We start from the raw sequence: 16,498 nt of genomic DNA, 5'->3' as shown, positions 1-16,498 counted from the left end.
GGACAGTTCCATTCTATTGATACGGCTCAGAAAATTTCCGCGCCGCTTCAAGCTATATGATCGCTTCTTATGACCGGTATTGAAACATACCGACCGCCCAACAAGGGGATACCCTCTTAATGGGTCGTCTTTTTAATAACATAAGAACCTGTACTCTGAATGAGGCTTACCATAATCAGAATGATGATCACAGTCACATATGTGACGTCTGTCTGTCCTCTGGAATGACCGTAACGGATCGCGAAGTCTCCGAGTCCGCCGCCGCCGACAGCACCTGCCATCGCGGTAAGGCCTACCAGACTGATGAACGTGATCTGCATCGCGCGGACGATTCCCGGTACACTCTCCTTCAGATATACCCGGAAAATGATCTCCCAGGGACTGTTCCCCATGCTTTCCGCCGCCTCGATCAGTCCGTAATCCACTTCAGCGAGCGCACTCTCGATCTGTCTCGTGAAAAACGGGACAGTACCGAAGATCAAAGGTAAGATCGCGCCCTTCGTACCGATGGCGGTTCCCACTACCATACGGGTCAGCGGGATCAGAGCTGTCAGAAGGATCACAAACGGAATCGAACGGAAAATATTTACCAGCTTGTCTAAAATATTGAAAACAACCTTGTTTTTTAAAACACCCTTCGGAGCGGTCGCCGTGAGGACAATTCCGAAGAAAAGTCCGAATACCATGGAGATTGCTCCTGATACGATCACCATGTAGATCGTCTGTCCAAAGCTTTCAAGAAGTTCATCCGGCTTCGACATGACATTTGGGATGATTGCATTTAAAAAATCAGCCATTCTCAATCACCTCCACTCCTACATTCTTTGCTTTCAGATATTCAACTGCACCCTCAATATCCTCTTTCCTGCCGCTGGCGATCGCTACGGTTCCGCCGATCGGCGCGTCCTGAACGATCTCCAGATCCGCAAAGATGATATTTAAGTTGATGTTGAACTTTCTGGAAGTCTCGGAAATCAATGCCTCCGATGTATTTTTCTTAATATAGTTCAACCGAAGGATCTTCTCGCCCGGCTTTAATTCTACAAGCGGTGACTTATCCTCGATCAGTTTTTCGATCTTCTGAAGGTTTGAGGTGGTGCGGATGAAATCTCTCGTGATACCAGCCTTCGGTGCCGCAAAGATCGAGAACACATCGCCTTCCTCAACAACATTTCCGTGCTCCATAACAGCAACCCTGTCACAGATCTCCTTGACAACTGCCATCTCGTGGGTAATGATCACGATAGTGATTCCAAGCTTCTTATTTAAATGCTTTAAGAGCTGTAAGATCGCCCCCGTAGTCTGCGGGTCCAGAGCGCTGGTGGCCTCATCGCAGAGAAGAACCTTCGGGTCATTCGCAAGGGCCCTTGCGATCGCGACTCTCTGTTTCTGTCCGCCGGAAAGCTGGCTCGGATACGCATTTTCCTTCTCTGCGATATCAACGAGCTCCAAAAGCTCCTTCACTTTCGCCTTGATCTGCTGTTTTGTAAGCCCGCTTCCCTTTAACGGGTAAGCGACATTCTCTCCTACCGTTCTGGAACGCATCAGGTTAAAGTGCTGGAAGATCATTCCGATCTTCTTTCTCGCCTCTCTCAATTCCTTTGCTGGAAGATCCGTGAGGACCTTTCCGTCTACGGTGACGGTTCCGCTCGTCGGTCTCTCAAGCAGGTTGATGCATCGCACCAGTGTGGATTTTCCGGCTCCGGAGAATCCGATGATACCGAAGATCTCGCCGCTCTTGATATGGAGCGTTACATCGGAGACCGCGTGGACTTTATCCGCGCCGGTATCAAAGGTCTTTGTAATATGGTCTAACTGAATCAATTTTATCCTCCTATGTACGTACCAGTCGTACATTTTCTAATTTCTGTGTGTGCTAATAAGATATCACGTTTTCACTGATCCGTCCAATACAGATAAGAAATAAGTCATTATAGGTTTTTTCTATATCAGAGAGTCTTTTATGAATTTTTCCGGCTCTGACATTCATCTGTCTTTCTGTGGTGGTCATTTACCAGATTGAACCCTTTGATTTTCGATTGCATAAAAAGAATGTGCCTTTGGTGTAACAGGGAATTTCCTGTTACACCAAAAATACGGGCAGCTATTGCCTTAGCTGCCCTGTGTATCATACCTTATTTTTTTGCTTTTCCTAAGCTTCCTTCACTGCCTTCACCGCATTGTCTAAGAAGTCTGCTTCTATATACTCTACCGTTCCCTCGTCGACAGCTTTCGCGATCGCCGGACGGATCGGGATCTGAGCGAGAACCGGAATTCCGTATTCCTTTGCGACATCATCAATACGGCTCTCGCCGAATACGGAAATCTTCTTTCCGCAGTCCGGACATTCGAGGTAGCTCATATTCTCAACAAGACCGAGGATCGGAACATTCATTTTCTTCGCCATGTTGACCGCCTTCTCAACGATCATGGAGACAAGCTCCTGCGGGGAGGTAACGATGATGATTCCATTGACAGGAAGAGACTGAAATACAGTAAGCGGCACATCGCCGGTTCCCGGAGGCATATCTACGAACATATAGTCGATATCCTGCCAGAGTGTCTCACTCCAGAACTGTTTCACTGCACCTGCGATCACCGGACCACGCCAGATCACCGGATCTGTCTCATTCTCCAGAAGCATATTGGAGGAGATCACCTCAACACCAGTGGAGGAAGTCGCCGGGACAAGGAGCTTTCCATCCGGAGTCACTGTCACGCCATCATGAATCCCAAAGGCTCTCGGGATCGACGGACCTGTGATATCCGCATCAAGGATTCCTACTCTCGCACCCGTCGCGCGCATGCGGCAGGCCATCAGGGATGTCACTAAGGATTTTCCGACACCGCCTTTCCCGCTGACAACGCCGATCACTTTCTTTACAGAGCTCGCCGGATTTAACTTCTCAAGGAAGCTCTGCGGCTCATTTGTTCTGCTTCCGCAGTTTGCAGTACAGCTTCCGCAGTCATGTGTACAATTTTCTGCTGTTTCGCTCATGATTCTCTCACTTTCTATCACTTATTCTCCCACCAGATCCTCTACCTGTGAGTTTGACGGGAGCCATGGCAGCCTGATGCTGCCACGTTGCTTATTTTTCTTTTTACGCTGTTCTTATTCCTTTAAACCTGTCTCGATCAGGTCACATACAGCCTCCAGGGCTTCTTTCTCGTCCGGGCCATCACAATGTACTGTGATCTCATCGCCGCACCGGATCCCGGATGCCATTACGTTTAACACACTCTTCGCATTGATTTCTTTTTCTTTATAAAAAATCATCACTTTAGAATCGAACTTCATGGATGTCTGGCAGAGCAGTCCCGCCGGGCGAAGATGAAGACCTGTCGGGTTTACTACTGTAACTTTTCTTTCTACCATAACCTGTTCCTCCTATTTTGTTTGTAAACATGTAACTATTCAGTACCTTCATAGTCACGAGCAAAAATCCATTCCAGATCAGCTTCGCTGATGGGATTTTTGCTTTCTATCCTATGTGTTCTTACGGTCAGCGCAGCATATGCGCAGACCTACTGAATAGTTACGTAAACATTTTCATTTTATACCACAAACCCCATGATGTCAACGAAACGCTCCGGAATGATTTGACATTTTACAAAGCCCGGGATAAAATCAAAACGATCTACCTTAAAAACCACGTTCAAGGAGTTCCCACGAAATGAAACTACTCGCTCCCAATCTATATAAAGTCATTCTCACCAATAAAGCCATGCGGACCTCATCGAGAAACCTCTATATTATAAAAGGAAATGGCCGCAGCCTCATGATCGACACATCCTGGAAAGTTCCGGAGTGCCTGAATGAGATGGAACATGTCTTAAAAGAGCTTTCCATCGACTATCGGGATCTCGACATCTTTGTGACCCACAATCATGCAGATCACAGCGGATACATCTCCCTTTTCATAGAGCGCGGTGCCCGGGCCTTCATGAACCCCGTGGAGATCTCCGAATGTTCCGACCGCTACCATCGTCTTTATGAGGACAACACCATGCGCCGCTCCTACACCAGAGAATGCGGAGTCACAAAAGAACTGGCTCCCGATGCCTGGCAGGAAATCAACACCGGAGCTGACCAACTTGCAAGGGAAAACAATATTTCTTTTCATTTTCCCTTTACCCCCATTGCGCCGGGGGACACGCTCTCCTGCGGCGGCTATGATTTCGAGATCGTCCCCCTATACGGTCATACAGCCGGTCAGTGTGGGCTCGTGGAGAGGAAGAAAAAGCTTTTCTTCTGCGCTGATCAGGTGATCCTGGGGCTTACTCCCATCGTCATCACATCAGGAAAAGACCAACATCTCCTTGCTGAATACTTTGCATCCCTTAAAGCACTGGCTGCCGATTATGCCGGTTACCGTTTTCTCCCCGGACACTACGGAGAATTCACCGAGATCCGTGAGGAGACCTGCCGCATCATCGACGAATATGAGACACGCTGCACCCAGCTCCGGCTGGCTCTGGCAGAAAGCCGCCGCCCCATGACTCTTTTAGAGCTTGATCAGGCGCTCTATGTCCAGCGCATGCAGACCTACCGCTATTCCTATCTTTTCTCCTATCTCAATACATGGCCGAAACTCTTTTCCTGTCTGGACTGGCTGGCAGAGACAGGGTCGATCACCCGGACAGAGAAGGACGGGGTCTTATTCTGGTCTCTCCGCTGAGCGCGCCTCCGACTCCCTCTTTGAGAACACGCAGCCACAGTAATTCTGACGATAGAGCGCGTGTTCTCTGGAAAGCTCCGTGGATCTTTTATATCCGTTTCTCTTCTTGAAATCTGATGACAGAAACTCCACACCATACTCGCGTCCCATCTCTTCCCCGATCCGGTTTAACCGCTCCGCGTCCTTTAGGGGGCTGATCGTAAGCGTCGTCGTAAAGAAATCGAAGTACCCGGCTTTTGCCTCTCTCGCCGCCTCGGAGAGGCGGAGTTTAAAGCACTCCGTACATCTTGCGCCGCCTTCCGGCTCCTGCTCGAGCCCTTTTGCCGCTGCATAGAAATCGTCGGGCACATAGGTTCCTGCCACAAAATGGATCGGGTGGCGGTCTGTCTCCTGTTCCCACTCTCCATTGAATTCCCGGATCAGACGTTCCTGCTCCGATGTCCGCTCCTCGTACTCTGATGGCGGATAAATATTCGGGTTATAATAAAATACCGTGATCTCAAAATATCTGGAAAGATATTCCAGAACATAACTGCTGCAGGGCGCACAGCAGCTGTGTAGAAATAAAGTGGGAACCTTTCCCTCTTTCTGCAGTTCTTCCAGTTTTTTGTCTAATTCCTTCTGATAATTTCTCTTATTCATATGATCTCCCGGCAGGCTATGCTGCCCCGATGCTTCAATCCCCTGTGTCTCCTTCTGTCTCAGCCTTCTGCCCGGTTGCCGTCACCGGCACTTCACCATTACAGGATACCGGCAAAAAGACCGCAACGGAAAAAGGCAGCCGGATCTTCTCCCGCTGCCTGCATTTCTATTTTCACCGAATCCGTTCAGTCTGCCCCCAACGATCCGCTTCCAATATCCTTTTCCCGGTCTTACAGGAAATCCCGGATCCGTTTGCTGCGGACCGGATTTCTGAGCTTTCTCAATGCTTTCGCCTCGATCTGGCGGATACGCTCTCTCGTTACGTTGAACTCTTTTCCAACTTCTTCCAGAGTTCTCGGATGTCCGTCTTCAAGACCGAATCGAAGAACGATGACCTGACGTTCTCTCTCTTTGAGATCACCAAGTAATGCGTCGATGTGCTCACGTAACATTACGGATTCCACGTTTCCTTCCGGAGTCACCGCGTTGCTGTCCGCAACAAAGTCGCCGAGATTGGAATCGTCCTCCTCACCGATCGGAGTTTCTAAGGATGCAGGCTCTCGCGCGATCTGCATGATCTCCATAACCTTGTCCTCGGACATCTCAAGCGCTTCCGCGAGTTCTGTCACGGACGGCTCATAGCCGAGTTCCAGAGTCAGCTTTCTCTGCATCTTTGACATTTTGTTGATCGTCTCTACCATATGCACCGGAACACGGATCGTTCTCGCCTGATCCGCAAGGGCTCTCGTCACAGACTGACGGATCCACCAAGTCGCATATGTACTTAACTTATATCCTTTTGTATAATCGAACTTCTCAACGCCCTTGATCAGACCAAGGTTTCCCTCCTGAACAAGATCCAGGAAGCTCATTCCACGTCCAGTGTAACGCTTTGCGATACTTACAACAAGACGAAGGTTTGCCTCGATCAGGCGCTCTTTTGCAGACTCGTCTCCCTCTGCTTTTCTCTTCGCGAGACGAAGCTCCTCATCCGCGGAAAGAAGCGGCACGGTACCGATCTCCTTTAAGTACATGCGGACCGGATCCTCTGTTCCGATACCCTCCAGAAGGTCAATGGCGTCTAAGTCAATGTCCTCTCCGTCCTTGTCCTCTCGGTAGTCATCATCCAGATCGTCCAGAAGCATGGAATCATCCGCAAGCATTGCGTCATCGATTACCGGCACAACATCGATATTGCTGTGCTCTAAGTAATTATAAATTTCGTCCATCTGCTCCGGTCCGAGATTATCTCCGGCAAAAAAGTCGTTGATCTCTGTCGCGTCAAGCGCGTTCTGTTTTGACTTGCCCAGTGCGACAAGTTTCTTAAGTTTGTCTAAAAATACTTCTTTTTCCACTGAATAACGTCCTTTCAGGTTGGGGCTGCTCAAACTGCTCCACGATAGTTCATTATATACTATCCAGCGACAATTTTCAATGCTTTTCTACGCCTTTTTTGTTGAATTTTAACATTTTATTAGCACTTTTTGTAATTATTCAGCAGGTCTGCGCACTTGCCGCCCCTGTCATCCCGCCGTCTTCTCCTCCTGCTTCTCCGGCTCCGGGCTGCAGCTTAAGGTCACTGCTTCCTTCACATTCTCGATCTTTGCCTCAGTAACCGATCCGCCAAACTCACCGTCGAGGACCCACGGGATCTCTTCCTTGGCGGTGACCGTAAACTTTGAAGATTTCACGCGGATCACGTCCTTATTTTCCTGTTCCGGGAACAGAAGCAGACCACTTATAATATTCGGAAGATCCGCCGGAGTCTTCGGTGTCCGGATAAACACGCCCTCAAACAGGCCGTCATGGAAGGAAACATCCTTCGGCGCAAGTCCTCTGAAGCCTCCGACACTTGTGGTGTTCGTCACCATTCCGAAAATGAACTCTCCATCCGTCTCACCGTCATCCCATGTCAAATGCATCCTGTAGGATTTGAGATTTCCCAGTGCCTTGATGGACTCCAGGATATATGCCTGATGCCCAAGAACGTTCTTGATGTCCTGGGGCGTGCTGTACGACACTTCCGTGAAAGCGCCAAATGCGGCGATATAAACAAAATACCGCTCATCCCCAAATTTTCCGATGTCGACGCCGTAGGACTTTCCGCTCACCACATCCTGCGCCGCCTTCGTGAGATTCGCCGGAATCTTTAAGCTTCTCGCGAAATCATTCGTGGAACCTGCCGGGAGATATCCGATCTCCGGGCGTTTTTCCAGCCTCATGATGCCGGAGATCACGCTGTTCAGCGTTCCATCCCCGCCGCTGCAGACGAAAAGTTCCACATCCTTACCGTATTCCTCGGCAATCTTCGCCGCATCCCCCGGTTCCTGGGTCACATAGACAGAGGGCAGATAGCCTGCTCCACAGAAAATCCCGAGAATATCGGACAACTGGTTCTTGATGGCTTCCTTCCCGGAACGGGGATTAAAAACAAATAACATTTTTTTCATTTTCATCATGAACACGCTCCATAAAAGACGCCCTTATGCGCCATAATACTAACAAATGTCAATACTTTCTATTTCTAATATGGGACACTGACAGATGCATCGGTACTACTGTACGGAATTTTCAGTTCAGAAAATTCCTACCCGTGTACAATAATGATGCATCTTCTGCATTCTGTCCGCCCTGACAAACAATATCTGTGGGTTCAAGAGAATTTACAGCCATTATATCATGACTGGCTTTCCAGCAGCTTTCTATACGCCGCAAACGCGTTCGGGATCGGGTACTTCTCCTTCAATTCCCCTCTGTCCGCAAACAGCATTCCCGGGATCTCCTCCCCTGCCTTTACCAGGTACCCGCTCATATGCCACTCCACATGGCTAAAAATGTGCTTTGCCTCCGGCAGTTTTTCCTCCACCGATGCCCCGCCACCGAGGCGTTCCAGTACCTCTTTCTCTGAAAGTTTTCCTTCCAGATTCGGAAATTCATACAGGGATGCCAGCAGTCCGGTGTCATCCCGCTTTCTAATGGCTATTTTATCCCCGTATTTCACTAATAATACGGTCTTTTCCTCAATTTTCCTTTTCTTTTTCGGTGCCTTCACCGGGATCGCAGAGATCAGGTTTCTTTTTCTCGCCTCGCATACCGTATAGAATGGACATGGAAGATCGCAGAGAGGGGCACCATTGGGGACGCAGACGATGGCTCCGGTCTCGATGAGCGCCTGGTTGAAATCTCCTGGCTCATCCTTTTTGAGTGTCTTTAAGACCTCTTCGACCGCAGCTTCTGTCTTCTTCTTTACCGCTTGTTTTAAGATATCTTCGTAGCTTCCGGCAACTCTCGAAAGGACCCGCATGACATTTCCGTCCACCGCTGGGACAGGGAGTCCGAAAGCGATGGATCCAATGGCACCCGCCGTGTAGCTTCCGATTCCCGGAAGCGCAAGAAGCGCTCTGCGATCTGCCGGAAGTTCTCCGCCGTACTGGGAAACGATGATCTTGGCCGCTTTCTTCAGATTTCTGGCCCTGCTGTAATATCCGAGACCTTCCCAATACTTGAAAAGCTCTTCTTCCTCACACTCAGCCAATGCCTGCACCGTCGGAAAACACTCCATAAACCGGGCAAAGTAGGGCTTTACTGCCTCCACTCTCGTCTGCTGCAGCATGATCTCCGAGATCCAGATCCGGTAGGCATCCTGGTTCTCCCGCCAGGGGAGATCTCTTTTATTCCCCCGATACCAGGAAAGGAGTGGTCCTCTTGCGGCTTCCAGACGCTCCGTCAGGGTGAGGTCTTTCTCATCCGGAAAGATTTTCTGGAGACCGGAATAAAGATCCGCCCCCGAAACATTCATTTCTTCCTTATACATATCCATAGACTCCGCGGACGGAAACTTCCCCGGAGATAATCTCCTTTAATGTGCCATCGGAGAGACGGACTAAAAGTGCGCCTTCCTTGTTGATTCCCTCAGAGACACCGCGGTACTCGCCCGCCGGATCCAGAACGCACACCTCGTTGCCGAGATTTACAAGGTTTGCATTGTACTCTTCAATAAGTCCCGACATGTCCTGTGTCTCGATGAAGGTGTCATAATATCCCTCAAATGCCTCCATGATCGCCGCGATGATCTCACTTCTCTTCTGGATCTTTCCGCTCTCGATCCGCAGGGAAGTCGCTGTTGCCTTGATATCATCTGGAAATTCCATCTGGTTTACGTTGATGCCGGTTCCCGGGATCACGTACTGGATTTCCATGAGCTCCGTGCTCATCTCCGTTAAGATTCCGCAGATTTTCTTCTTATTTAAAACAAGGTCGTTCGGCCATTTGATCTCAGATTTCAATCCTGTCGCCTTCTCGATTCCCCTTCTCGTGGACAGCGCCATGACGAGCGTCAGCATGGAGGCCGCCATGGGATCGATCTGTGGTCTTAAGAGCATGCTCATCCAGATCCCAACGCCCGCCGGAGATGTCCAGACACGACCTCTTCTGCCCTTTCCGCCGAGCTGGCGTTCCGCGACAGCCAGGGTTCCGTGGGGCGCGCCCTGTTCCGCGAGACGGCGGATCTCATTGTTCGTGGAGTCGGTCTCCTCGAAGAACGCCACCTGCGTTCCTGCCCATTTCGTGTGGATCGTGCTTTCCAGCTCTTCCTTTGAGAGCACATCCGCCGATCCCTTTAAAATATATCCTTTATTCCGGACGGCCTCGATCTCGTAGCCCTCCTCCTTTAACTGGTTGATGACCTTCCAGACCGCCGTTCTCGAGACACCGAACTTCTCGCAAAGCTCCTGACCGGAAATATAGCCATCTGTCTCCTTCAATAATTTCAGGATCTCTCCCTTCATCTCATTACCTCCACCAGATACTCATTGCGCTTAAAAATGTAAAGATCAGCAGAGTCGTTCCGAACACCATCTGGAACACCGCCGCCGTTCTTCTCCGCCTCTCCCGTTTTGCCCGGGACAGCCAGTATTTTCCTGTGACCAGATTTAAAACTGCCGCCAGGAAAAATATCGCCGGAAAGAGGAACATATACCTCTCCGTGTCAAGGAACGAGATAACTGCCATCACCACCACAGCGATGCCGATGATGATGTGCATGGCATCAAGAGCCATGGACTCGCTCCTGACTTTTCTTCTCTTATTGTTTTCCGCCATATTTCAGCGTTCTCCTCATATTTTCTGCCGGATCTGTCGTTTTCCCAGGATCAGCCGTGCTGCCTGGTACTTTTGAAAGACTTCCGATGTGCTGCCACGCTTCCCTATCCTATCGTCAGCCTGTCTGAAAAAAGTTCATGGATCTTCCCCACGATATCGTCCGGCGTGTAAACCTCGTAGACTTCCATCTGCATCTTTTTCGCGAACACTTCCAGGACTGCCCCGTAGAGATCCCTGTAATCCCATTCCGGCTGCAGCCGAAGCTTCCTGGCAAGAAACGGAAATATCTTCTCCGTGTATACACGATAGCCTGTGAGCTTTGCAAACTCATGTTCCTTTACATAAGGTCTCAGCCACTCCTTAAACATGTCAAGTTCCGACATGATCCTGCCAAAATAATACGCCTCGGAATATGGCATGTCAAGATAATATTTCCTTCCGCAGAGTCCGTAGAGGAATCTCAGCCCGTCAAAATAGCCGAGCTTCATGTTTTTCCTCGTTCTCGCACTGTCAAATTCCAGGATCCCGCCGAGATTTCTTCTTGGCGCGATCTCGTGGACCGTCACGTCCTCCGGGATATCCATGAACCTTCGCCGGTCCACGCCGATCCCATAGAGGCGGATCACGATGATATCCTTATATCCCCGGTCCGTCAGGAGATCCACCGGCACATTGTTGACGCTGCCGCCGTCAAGATACGTCTTTCCACCCAGCTTTTCCTGCTTAAATCCTGGGAAATAGGCGCTGGCCATCATTATATCCTTTATGGTCCCCAGAGGTGCTGCCTTTACATCGAAGTCCTCCTCTTTCCGGTCCGTGACTGAAAAGGACGCGGCGCAGAAATCCCGTGGTGAGCGCCTGATCCGCTCCTCATCCACCGTCTCTTCCAGAAGTTTTTTGAGTGGGGCGATATCGAGCCCCCTGTCTGAAAACAGCCGTCTGAATTCTGCCGCCGCGTCGGTCACTTTCATGGATCGCACGCCAAATTTCTTTAATTTTCCGATCATGGAATCGTCCACATTGAACACGGTGGAGTAGGTCATGTTTCCCCAGATCTCCTCCGCCTTCCCGAGATCATCCATGCAGATCAGGGCGCCGTTTAACGCCCCAACGGACGTTCCCGCGACACCCTTTATCTTCATGCCGGCTTCCCGGAGCGCTTTCCAGACACCGATCTGGTATGCGCCCCTGGCACCGCCGCCCTCTAAAACGATTCCATATTCCTTTTCAAGATCAATTCTCAGTTTCACTCTTTTTTGCGATCTCCGTTACACTTGTCACAAGACCTGCGAGGGATTGGATCTCAGACGGGATGATGATCTTTGTTGCCTTGCCGTCTGCCGCCTTCGCGAACGCCTCAAGACTCTTTAACTGCAAAACTGTCTGGTCTGCTCCGGCTTCCTTGATCATGCGGATACCATCGGCGTTCGCCTGCTGGATCTTGATGATCGCCTCCGCCTGGCCTTCTGCCTCGCGGATCCGTTTCTCCTTCTCCGCCTCCGCGTGAAGGATCGCTGCCTGCTTATCTGCCTCCGCGTCGAGGATCGCGGACTGTTTCTTACCCTCTGCCACGAGGATCGTGGACTTCTTCTCACCTTCCGCACGAAGGATCGCCTCACGGCGCTCACGCTCTGCCTTCATCTGTTTCTCCATGGCATCCTGGATCGCTGCCGGCGGAATGATATTCTTTAACTCCACACGGTTTACCTTGATGCCCCACGGGTCCGTGGCAACATCCAGGGCGGAACGCATCTTTGTGTTGATGGTCTCACGGGAAGTTAAGGTCTGGTCGAGCTCCAGGTCACCGATGATGTTTCGAAGCGTGGTGGCTGTCAGATTCTCGATGGCCATGATCGGGTTCTCAACACCGTATGCGTAGAGCTTCGGGTCTGTGATCTGGAAGAACACGACCGTATCGATCTTCATGGTGACGTTATCCTTTGTGATCACCGGCTGCGGAGCGAAGTCAACGACCTGCTCTTTTAAGAGGACCCGCTTTGCAACGCGGTCAATAAACGGAACTTTGAAGTGGATTCCCACATTCCATGTCTCAAGGTACGCGCCGAGTCTCTCCACTACCATCGCCTGTGCCTGGGGCACGATGCGGATGCAGGAAACGAGGATCAGCAGAATGATAAAGATCAGTACTAATACTAAAATTGTTGGCATATTTATGTCCTCCTTTATGTTTTATGGGGAATTATTTTTTCCCTTTTTTCTTCGACCCGTTCATATTCCTATGAGCAAGCCTGAAACTTTTCTTTTGAACAACAGACATGTATTTTTCAGGTCTGTAAACTTCCAAAATGAATCTTCTTCATTTTAGATTTTACACATCCTTCTCAGAAACCGGCTCCACAATGAGCTTCACGCCCCGGACTTCCTTTATGACCACATGGGTCCCCACCGGGATCGTCACCGCGTCATCCATGGATCTTGCCGTCCACTCCTGACCGTCGACAACGGTGGCACCGGACGGTTCATTGTTGTCGATCTTTGTGATCACTTTTGCCCTCCTTCCGATCAACCCGTCAACGTTCGTCTTCACGGTTTCCCGGTTGACGAACCGCATGGCGAGCGGTCTTGTAAAGAGAAGCAGGATAAACGATACGATCAGGAACACCACAAGCTGCGTCTGTATGGAAAACCCAAGTACCGCAGCAAAGAACGCGAATACGGCCCCACCCGCAAACCAGATCGTCGTGAGCGCCATGGTCGCCGCCTCGATTCCGATCAGAATTACAAAGGCCACAAGCCATCCGATCATATCCATAAAATCACTCCTTTACGCGCGCCGCTGTCTTGCCGTCTCAAACATCAGGATCGATGCTGCGATGGCGGCATTTAAGGACTCCACCTTTCCCTCCATGGGGATCTTCACCCAGGTGTCTGCCATGTTGGAAAGCTTTTCTGTCAACCCGTTTCCCTCATTTCCGATCAGGAACGCCGTATTACCAGTATAATCTTCCTGCTCGTAATTATTCTTTCCTGCGAGATGGGCCGCAAATACCCGGATCCCCCGCGCTTTCAGATCCAGAACGGTCTGCTCCAGATCGTCCGTGTAGAAGAACGGGACACGGAACACGGATCCCATGGTGGAACGGATCACCTTCGGGTTGTAGATATCCACAGTATCACGGCTCATAATGAGTCCCGTGATCCCCGCGCCCTCTCCGGCTCTCAGGATCGTTCCCAGGTTTCCTGGATCCTGAAGATTTTCCAGCACCATCAGATGAGCTGGACGGTCACTCTTTAAGAGCTCGTCCATTCCGTAGGAAAACTGTCTGACAAGTGCCAGCACACCCTGGGGCGTCTGCGTGTCGGACATCACCGCAAACACAGAGTCGCTGACAAGTTCGTATCCCGGGTACTCCGCAAGAATTGCGGCATTCTCCGGATTTTTCGCGAAAGTTTCAGAAACATAGATACTTTTAACCTGATCCTTCGGGAGCTCAGCGGCCATCCGCACTCCCTCGACGACGAAAAGTCCCTGCTCATTTCTCGCTCTCGCTTTTTTCTTTAATTCAATGACTGCTTTTACCTGGTCATTTTTTGTGCTTGTGATCATCTCCCTTCCTCCGGGTCAAGTTTCTCCACTTCATCCATCCAGATCCGTCTCGCTGCGTCGCTCGGCATTCTGAGATCACCTCTCGGAGAAACCGCAACAGATCCGACCTTCGGGCCGTCCGGCAGGCAGGAACGCTTGAACTGCTGTGCGAAGAACCGGCGGTAGAAGGTATTTAACCACTTGTAGATCACCTTGTCCTCGTAAACTCCCGCGAAAGCGATCTTCGCCAGGCGGTAGATCTTCGCCGGATGATAACCGTAACGGAGAATATAATAGAGGAAGAAATCGTGAAGCTCGTAAGGTCCGACCAGGTCCTCCGTCTTCTGGGAGATCTTTCCGTCCTCCGGCGGCAGAAGCTCCGGGCTCACCGGGGTATCGAGAACATCGTTGAGTACATCTGCCAGGGCCTTGTCGCCGCAGGTATCCGCGTAGTAGCGGACAAGATGACGAACAAGCGTCTTCGGAACAGACGCGTTCACGCCGTACATGGACATGTGGTCGCCGTTGTAGGTCGCCCAGCCAAGAGCCAGCTCAGACATATCTCCTGTTCCGATGACCATGCCGTTCGTCTTGTTCGCAAGGTCCATGAGGATCAGGGTGCGGTATCTTGCCTGGGAGTTCTCGTAAGTCACATCATGGATCGCCGGATCATGTCCGATATCCTCGAAGTGGGTGGAAACTGCTTTTCTGATATTTACTTCTTTTAACGTCGCGCCCAGCTTCTTTGTGAGTGTGACTGCGTTGTTGTAGGTTCTGTCCGTAGTTCCGAAGCACGGCATCGTGACGGAGAGAATATTTTCTCTCGGAATGCCCAGCATATCGAAGGCTCTCGCTGTGACAAGAAGTGCCAAGGTGGAGTCGAGTCCGCCGGAGATTCCTACAACTGCGCTCTTGGCACCGGTGTGGGCGAGACGTTTCTTTAAGCCCATGGCCTGGATCGTTAAGATCTCCTCACAGCGGGCGGTTCTCTCTTTCTCGTTTGACGGAACGAAAGGTGCCGGATCGACATAGCGTTTTAATGTGAGCTCCGTTTTGTTTAAGGTGAAGTCCATGTAATCATAGTCCTCAGTCTCCGCACCCGGCTGACATGTGGTCATTCTTCTTCTCTCGTTTTTAAGTCTGTAAAGATCGATGTCCGCCGTGATCATGCCGTTTTTGAAACGCTCGGATTCCGCAAGGATATTTCCGTTCTCGGCAATGATATCATGTCCGCCGAAGACGAGGTCCTGGGTGGACTCGCCCTCTCCGGCATTGGCATAGATGTACGCACATACGAGGCGGGCAGACTGTCCGGCGATCAATGTCTCACGGTATCCCGCTTTTCCTGTGGTCTCATCGCTGGCGGAGCAGTTTGCGATCACGGTAGCTCCGGCTTTCGCGTGGGAGACGCTCGGTGGATCCATCGTCCATACGTCCTCGCAGAGTTCTGCGGCGACTATGAGTTCCGGGATATTCGTGCAGCGGAACAGGATCTTGCTTCCAAACGGGATCAGGCTCTCTCCCCACTCTACCACATCCGGTTTTACCGGACCCGGGTTGAAATGGCGTAGCTCATAGAATTCAGAATAGTTCGGAAGATGTCTCTTCGGAACAAGGCCTAAAAGCTCGCCATCCTTGATGGCAGCCGCTACGTTGTAGAGTTTTCCGTCCTTCATCCACGGAAGTCCGATGAAGGTCAGCATATCCATATCCTTTGATGCGTCTAAGAGCCATAAGAGTTCTTCCTTCGCCTGATCGATCAGGGTGTCCTGCAGAAACAGGTCACTGCAGGTGTATCCGGTGAGACCGAGCTCCGGGAACACCAGGATCTTTACATCCCGGGATGCTGCCTCCTGCATCATCTTCCAGGTCTGTTCCCGGTTAAACACAGGATCTGCAACCTTTAAATCTGGGGTGGCCGCCGCCACCCGGATAAATCCGTCTTTCATTTTGCTCTCCTTATTACATTCCGACTTTGATAGCCGCGCTGCAGCGCAGAATTTCAGTCAGTTTTGGAATATCTACCGTTATACAACAATTCAGTCATAAACGGGCTTTCTATTGTTTTGAAAATTTCCGTATGGCTGAATGATTACTTTTTATTATACACTTTTTTTCTGAAAAGGGCTATGGATTTTCATCTGTTTAAGAAATATTTCATGAATAGTCCGACCATGCGTCAGTCTGGCAAATATGTGTGCGCTGCACTCTTGCCTGCATAAGCACTCACATTCGCTGAACTGCATACGGGCAGCGCTTAAACGGCGAAAGGCTGTGCTCCCCCACTGAGCACAGCCTTTCATTCACGTACAATTTCCTTGCATTATACAGTTCCTCGAAATTGATACCCCTTCAATTTCAATGCTTATGCAGTATAACAAAATATTACCGGAAATGCTATGGTAAATATAGTTAAATTTGCACAATTTTATTGTATATATTTACTATCTTTCGCACAAATGTCCGCTGGGGAAAAGCAGATTCGTTGTTTTTACAAAAAAACAATCTATTCTATGGTGGTTCTGCCCAG

The 16,498-nt window shown here is 50.3% G+C and carries 16 protein-coding genes; 1 reads left to right on the top strand and 15 read right to left on the bottom strand.

Annotated features, from left to right (window positions below; genetic code table 11):
• Nucleotides 1–116: 116 nt before the first annotated feature.
• The 4 genes from DW677_RS02580 to DW677_RS02565 all read right to left on the bottom strand — a co-directional run bounded on the left by DW677_RS02580 (nt 117) and on the right by DW677_RS02565 (nt 3,376).
• The gene (locus DW677_RS02580; protein WP_015554874.1) at nt 117–797 is read right to left on the bottom strand and encodes a methionine ABC transporter permease; all 681 of its coding nucleotides are present in this window, start codon (nt 795–797) and stop codon (nt 117–119) included.
• Nucleotides 790–1,824 carry an ATP-binding cassette domain-containing protein gene (locus DW677_RS02575; protein WP_117469863.1) on the bottom strand — a complete coding sequence of 345 codons (1,035 nt, stop codon included), beginning with the start codon at nt 1,822–1,824 and terminating at the stop codon, nt 790–792. The genes DW677_RS02580 and DW677_RS02575 overlap by 8 nt, the downstream gene beginning before the upstream one ends.
• Nucleotides 1,825–2,152: 328 nt before the next feature.
• The gene (locus DW677_RS02570; protein WP_117566430.1) at nt 2,153–2,998 is read right to left on the bottom strand and encodes an Mrp/NBP35 family ATP-binding protein; all 846 of its coding nucleotides are present in this window, start codon (nt 2,996–2,998) and stop codon (nt 2,153–2,155) included.
• Between the two features lie 114 nt (nt 2,999–3,112).
• Complete coding sequence (locus tag DW677_RS02565; RefSeq protein WP_015554876.1) at nt 3,113–3,376, bottom strand: HPr family phosphocarrier protein; 264 nt, start codon at nt 3,374–3,376, stop codon at nt 3,113–3,115.
• Nucleotides 3,377–3,674: 298 nt separating this feature from the next.
• Here DW677_RS02565 and DW677_RS02560 point away from each other — a divergent pair, with 298 nt between their 5' ends.
• Nucleotides 3,675–4,679, top strand: coding sequence for an MBL fold metallo-hydrolase (locus DW677_RS02560; protein WP_117469865.1), 1,005 nt, complete (start codon nt 3,675–3,677; stop codon nt 4,677–4,679).
• Here the strand turns inward: DW677_RS02560 and DW677_RS02555 are convergent.
• From DW677_RS02555 to DW677_RS02505, 11 genes are all read right to left on the bottom strand, one after another.
• The gene (locus DW677_RS02555; protein WP_015554877.1) at nt 4,659–5,321 is read right to left on the bottom strand and encodes an epoxyqueuosine reductase QueH; all 663 of its coding nucleotides are present in this window, start codon (nt 5,319–5,321) and stop codon (nt 4,659–4,661) included. The two genes, DW677_RS02560 and DW677_RS02555, sit on opposite strands and share 21 nt — an antisense overlap.
• 230 nt (nt 5,322–5,551) lie before the next feature.
• Nucleotides 5,552–6,676: an RNA polymerase sigma factor RpoD gene (gene rpoD, locus DW677_RS02550; RefSeq protein WP_021905985.1), complete on the bottom strand. Its 1,125-nt coding sequence runs from the start codon at nt 6,674–6,676 to the stop codon at nt 5,552–5,554.
• A 168-nt stretch (nt 6,677–6,844) separates the two neighbouring features.
• Nucleotides 6,845–7,780 carry a YegS/Rv2252/BmrU family lipid kinase gene (locus DW677_RS02545; RefSeq protein ID WP_347473012.1) on the bottom strand — a complete coding sequence of 312 codons (936 nt, stop codon included), beginning with the start codon at nt 7,778–7,780 and terminating at the stop codon, nt 6,845–6,847.
• Nucleotides 7,781–7,998: 218 nt separating this feature from the next.
• Complete coding sequence (gene mutY, locus DW677_RS02540; RefSeq protein WP_242990529.1) at nt 7,999–9,135, bottom strand: A/G-specific adenine glycosylase; 1,137 nt, start codon at nt 9,133–9,135, stop codon at nt 7,999–8,001.
• Entirely contained in the window at nt 9,128–10,108 is a 981-nt protein-coding gene (locus DW677_RS02535; protein ID WP_015554880.1) for a biotin--[acetyl-CoA-carboxylase] ligase, read from the bottom strand. Before DW677_RS02535 ends, mutY begins: the two co-directional genes overlap by 8 nt.
• 4 nt (nt 10,109–10,112) lie before the next feature.
• On the bottom strand, nt 10,113–10,421 hold the full coding sequence (locus DW677_RS02530) for a DUF6637 family protein (protein WP_015554881.1): 309 nt from the start codon (nt 10,419–10,421) through the stop codon (nt 10,113–10,115).
• A gap of 104 nt (nt 10,422–10,525) precedes the next feature.
• On the bottom strand, nt 10,526–11,671 hold the full coding sequence (locus tag DW677_RS02525; protein WP_117469867.1) for a patatin-like phospholipase family protein: 1,146 nt from the start codon (nt 11,669–11,671) through the stop codon (nt 10,526–10,528).
• Entirely contained in the window at nt 11,655–12,590 is a 936-nt protein-coding gene (locus DW677_RS02520) for an SPFH domain-containing protein (RefSeq protein ID WP_015554882.1), read from the bottom strand. The genes DW677_RS02525 and DW677_RS02520 overlap by 17 nt, the downstream gene beginning before the upstream one ends.
• 160 nt (nt 12,591–12,750) lie before the next feature.
• Nucleotides 12,751–13,194: an NfeD family protein gene (locus DW677_RS02515; protein WP_117469869.1), complete on the bottom strand. Its 444-nt coding sequence runs from the start codon at nt 13,192–13,194 to the stop codon at nt 12,751–12,753.
• 12 nt (nt 13,195–13,206) lie between these two features.
• Nucleotides 13,207–13,989: an RNA methyltransferase gene (locus DW677_RS02510; protein WP_117566429.1), complete on the bottom strand. Its 783-nt coding sequence runs from the start codon at nt 13,987–13,989 to the stop codon at nt 13,207–13,209.
• Entirely contained in the window at nt 13,986–15,917 is a 1,932-nt protein-coding gene (locus tag DW677_RS02505) for an NAD(+) synthase (protein ID WP_117469870.1), read from the bottom strand. Before DW677_RS02505 ends, DW677_RS02510 begins: the two co-directional genes overlap by 4 nt.
• Nucleotides 15,918–16,498 lie beyond the last annotated feature (581 nt).

This window comes from Clostridium sp. AM25-23AC (genome assembly GCF_003435125.1).
Classification (GTDB): domain Bacteria; phylum Bacillota; class Clostridia; order Lachnospirales; family Lachnospiraceae; genus Pilosibacter; species Pilosibacter fragilis.
Note: the sequence above shows the minus strand (reverse complement) of the source record. Positions and strands in the feature narration are given on the sequence as shown.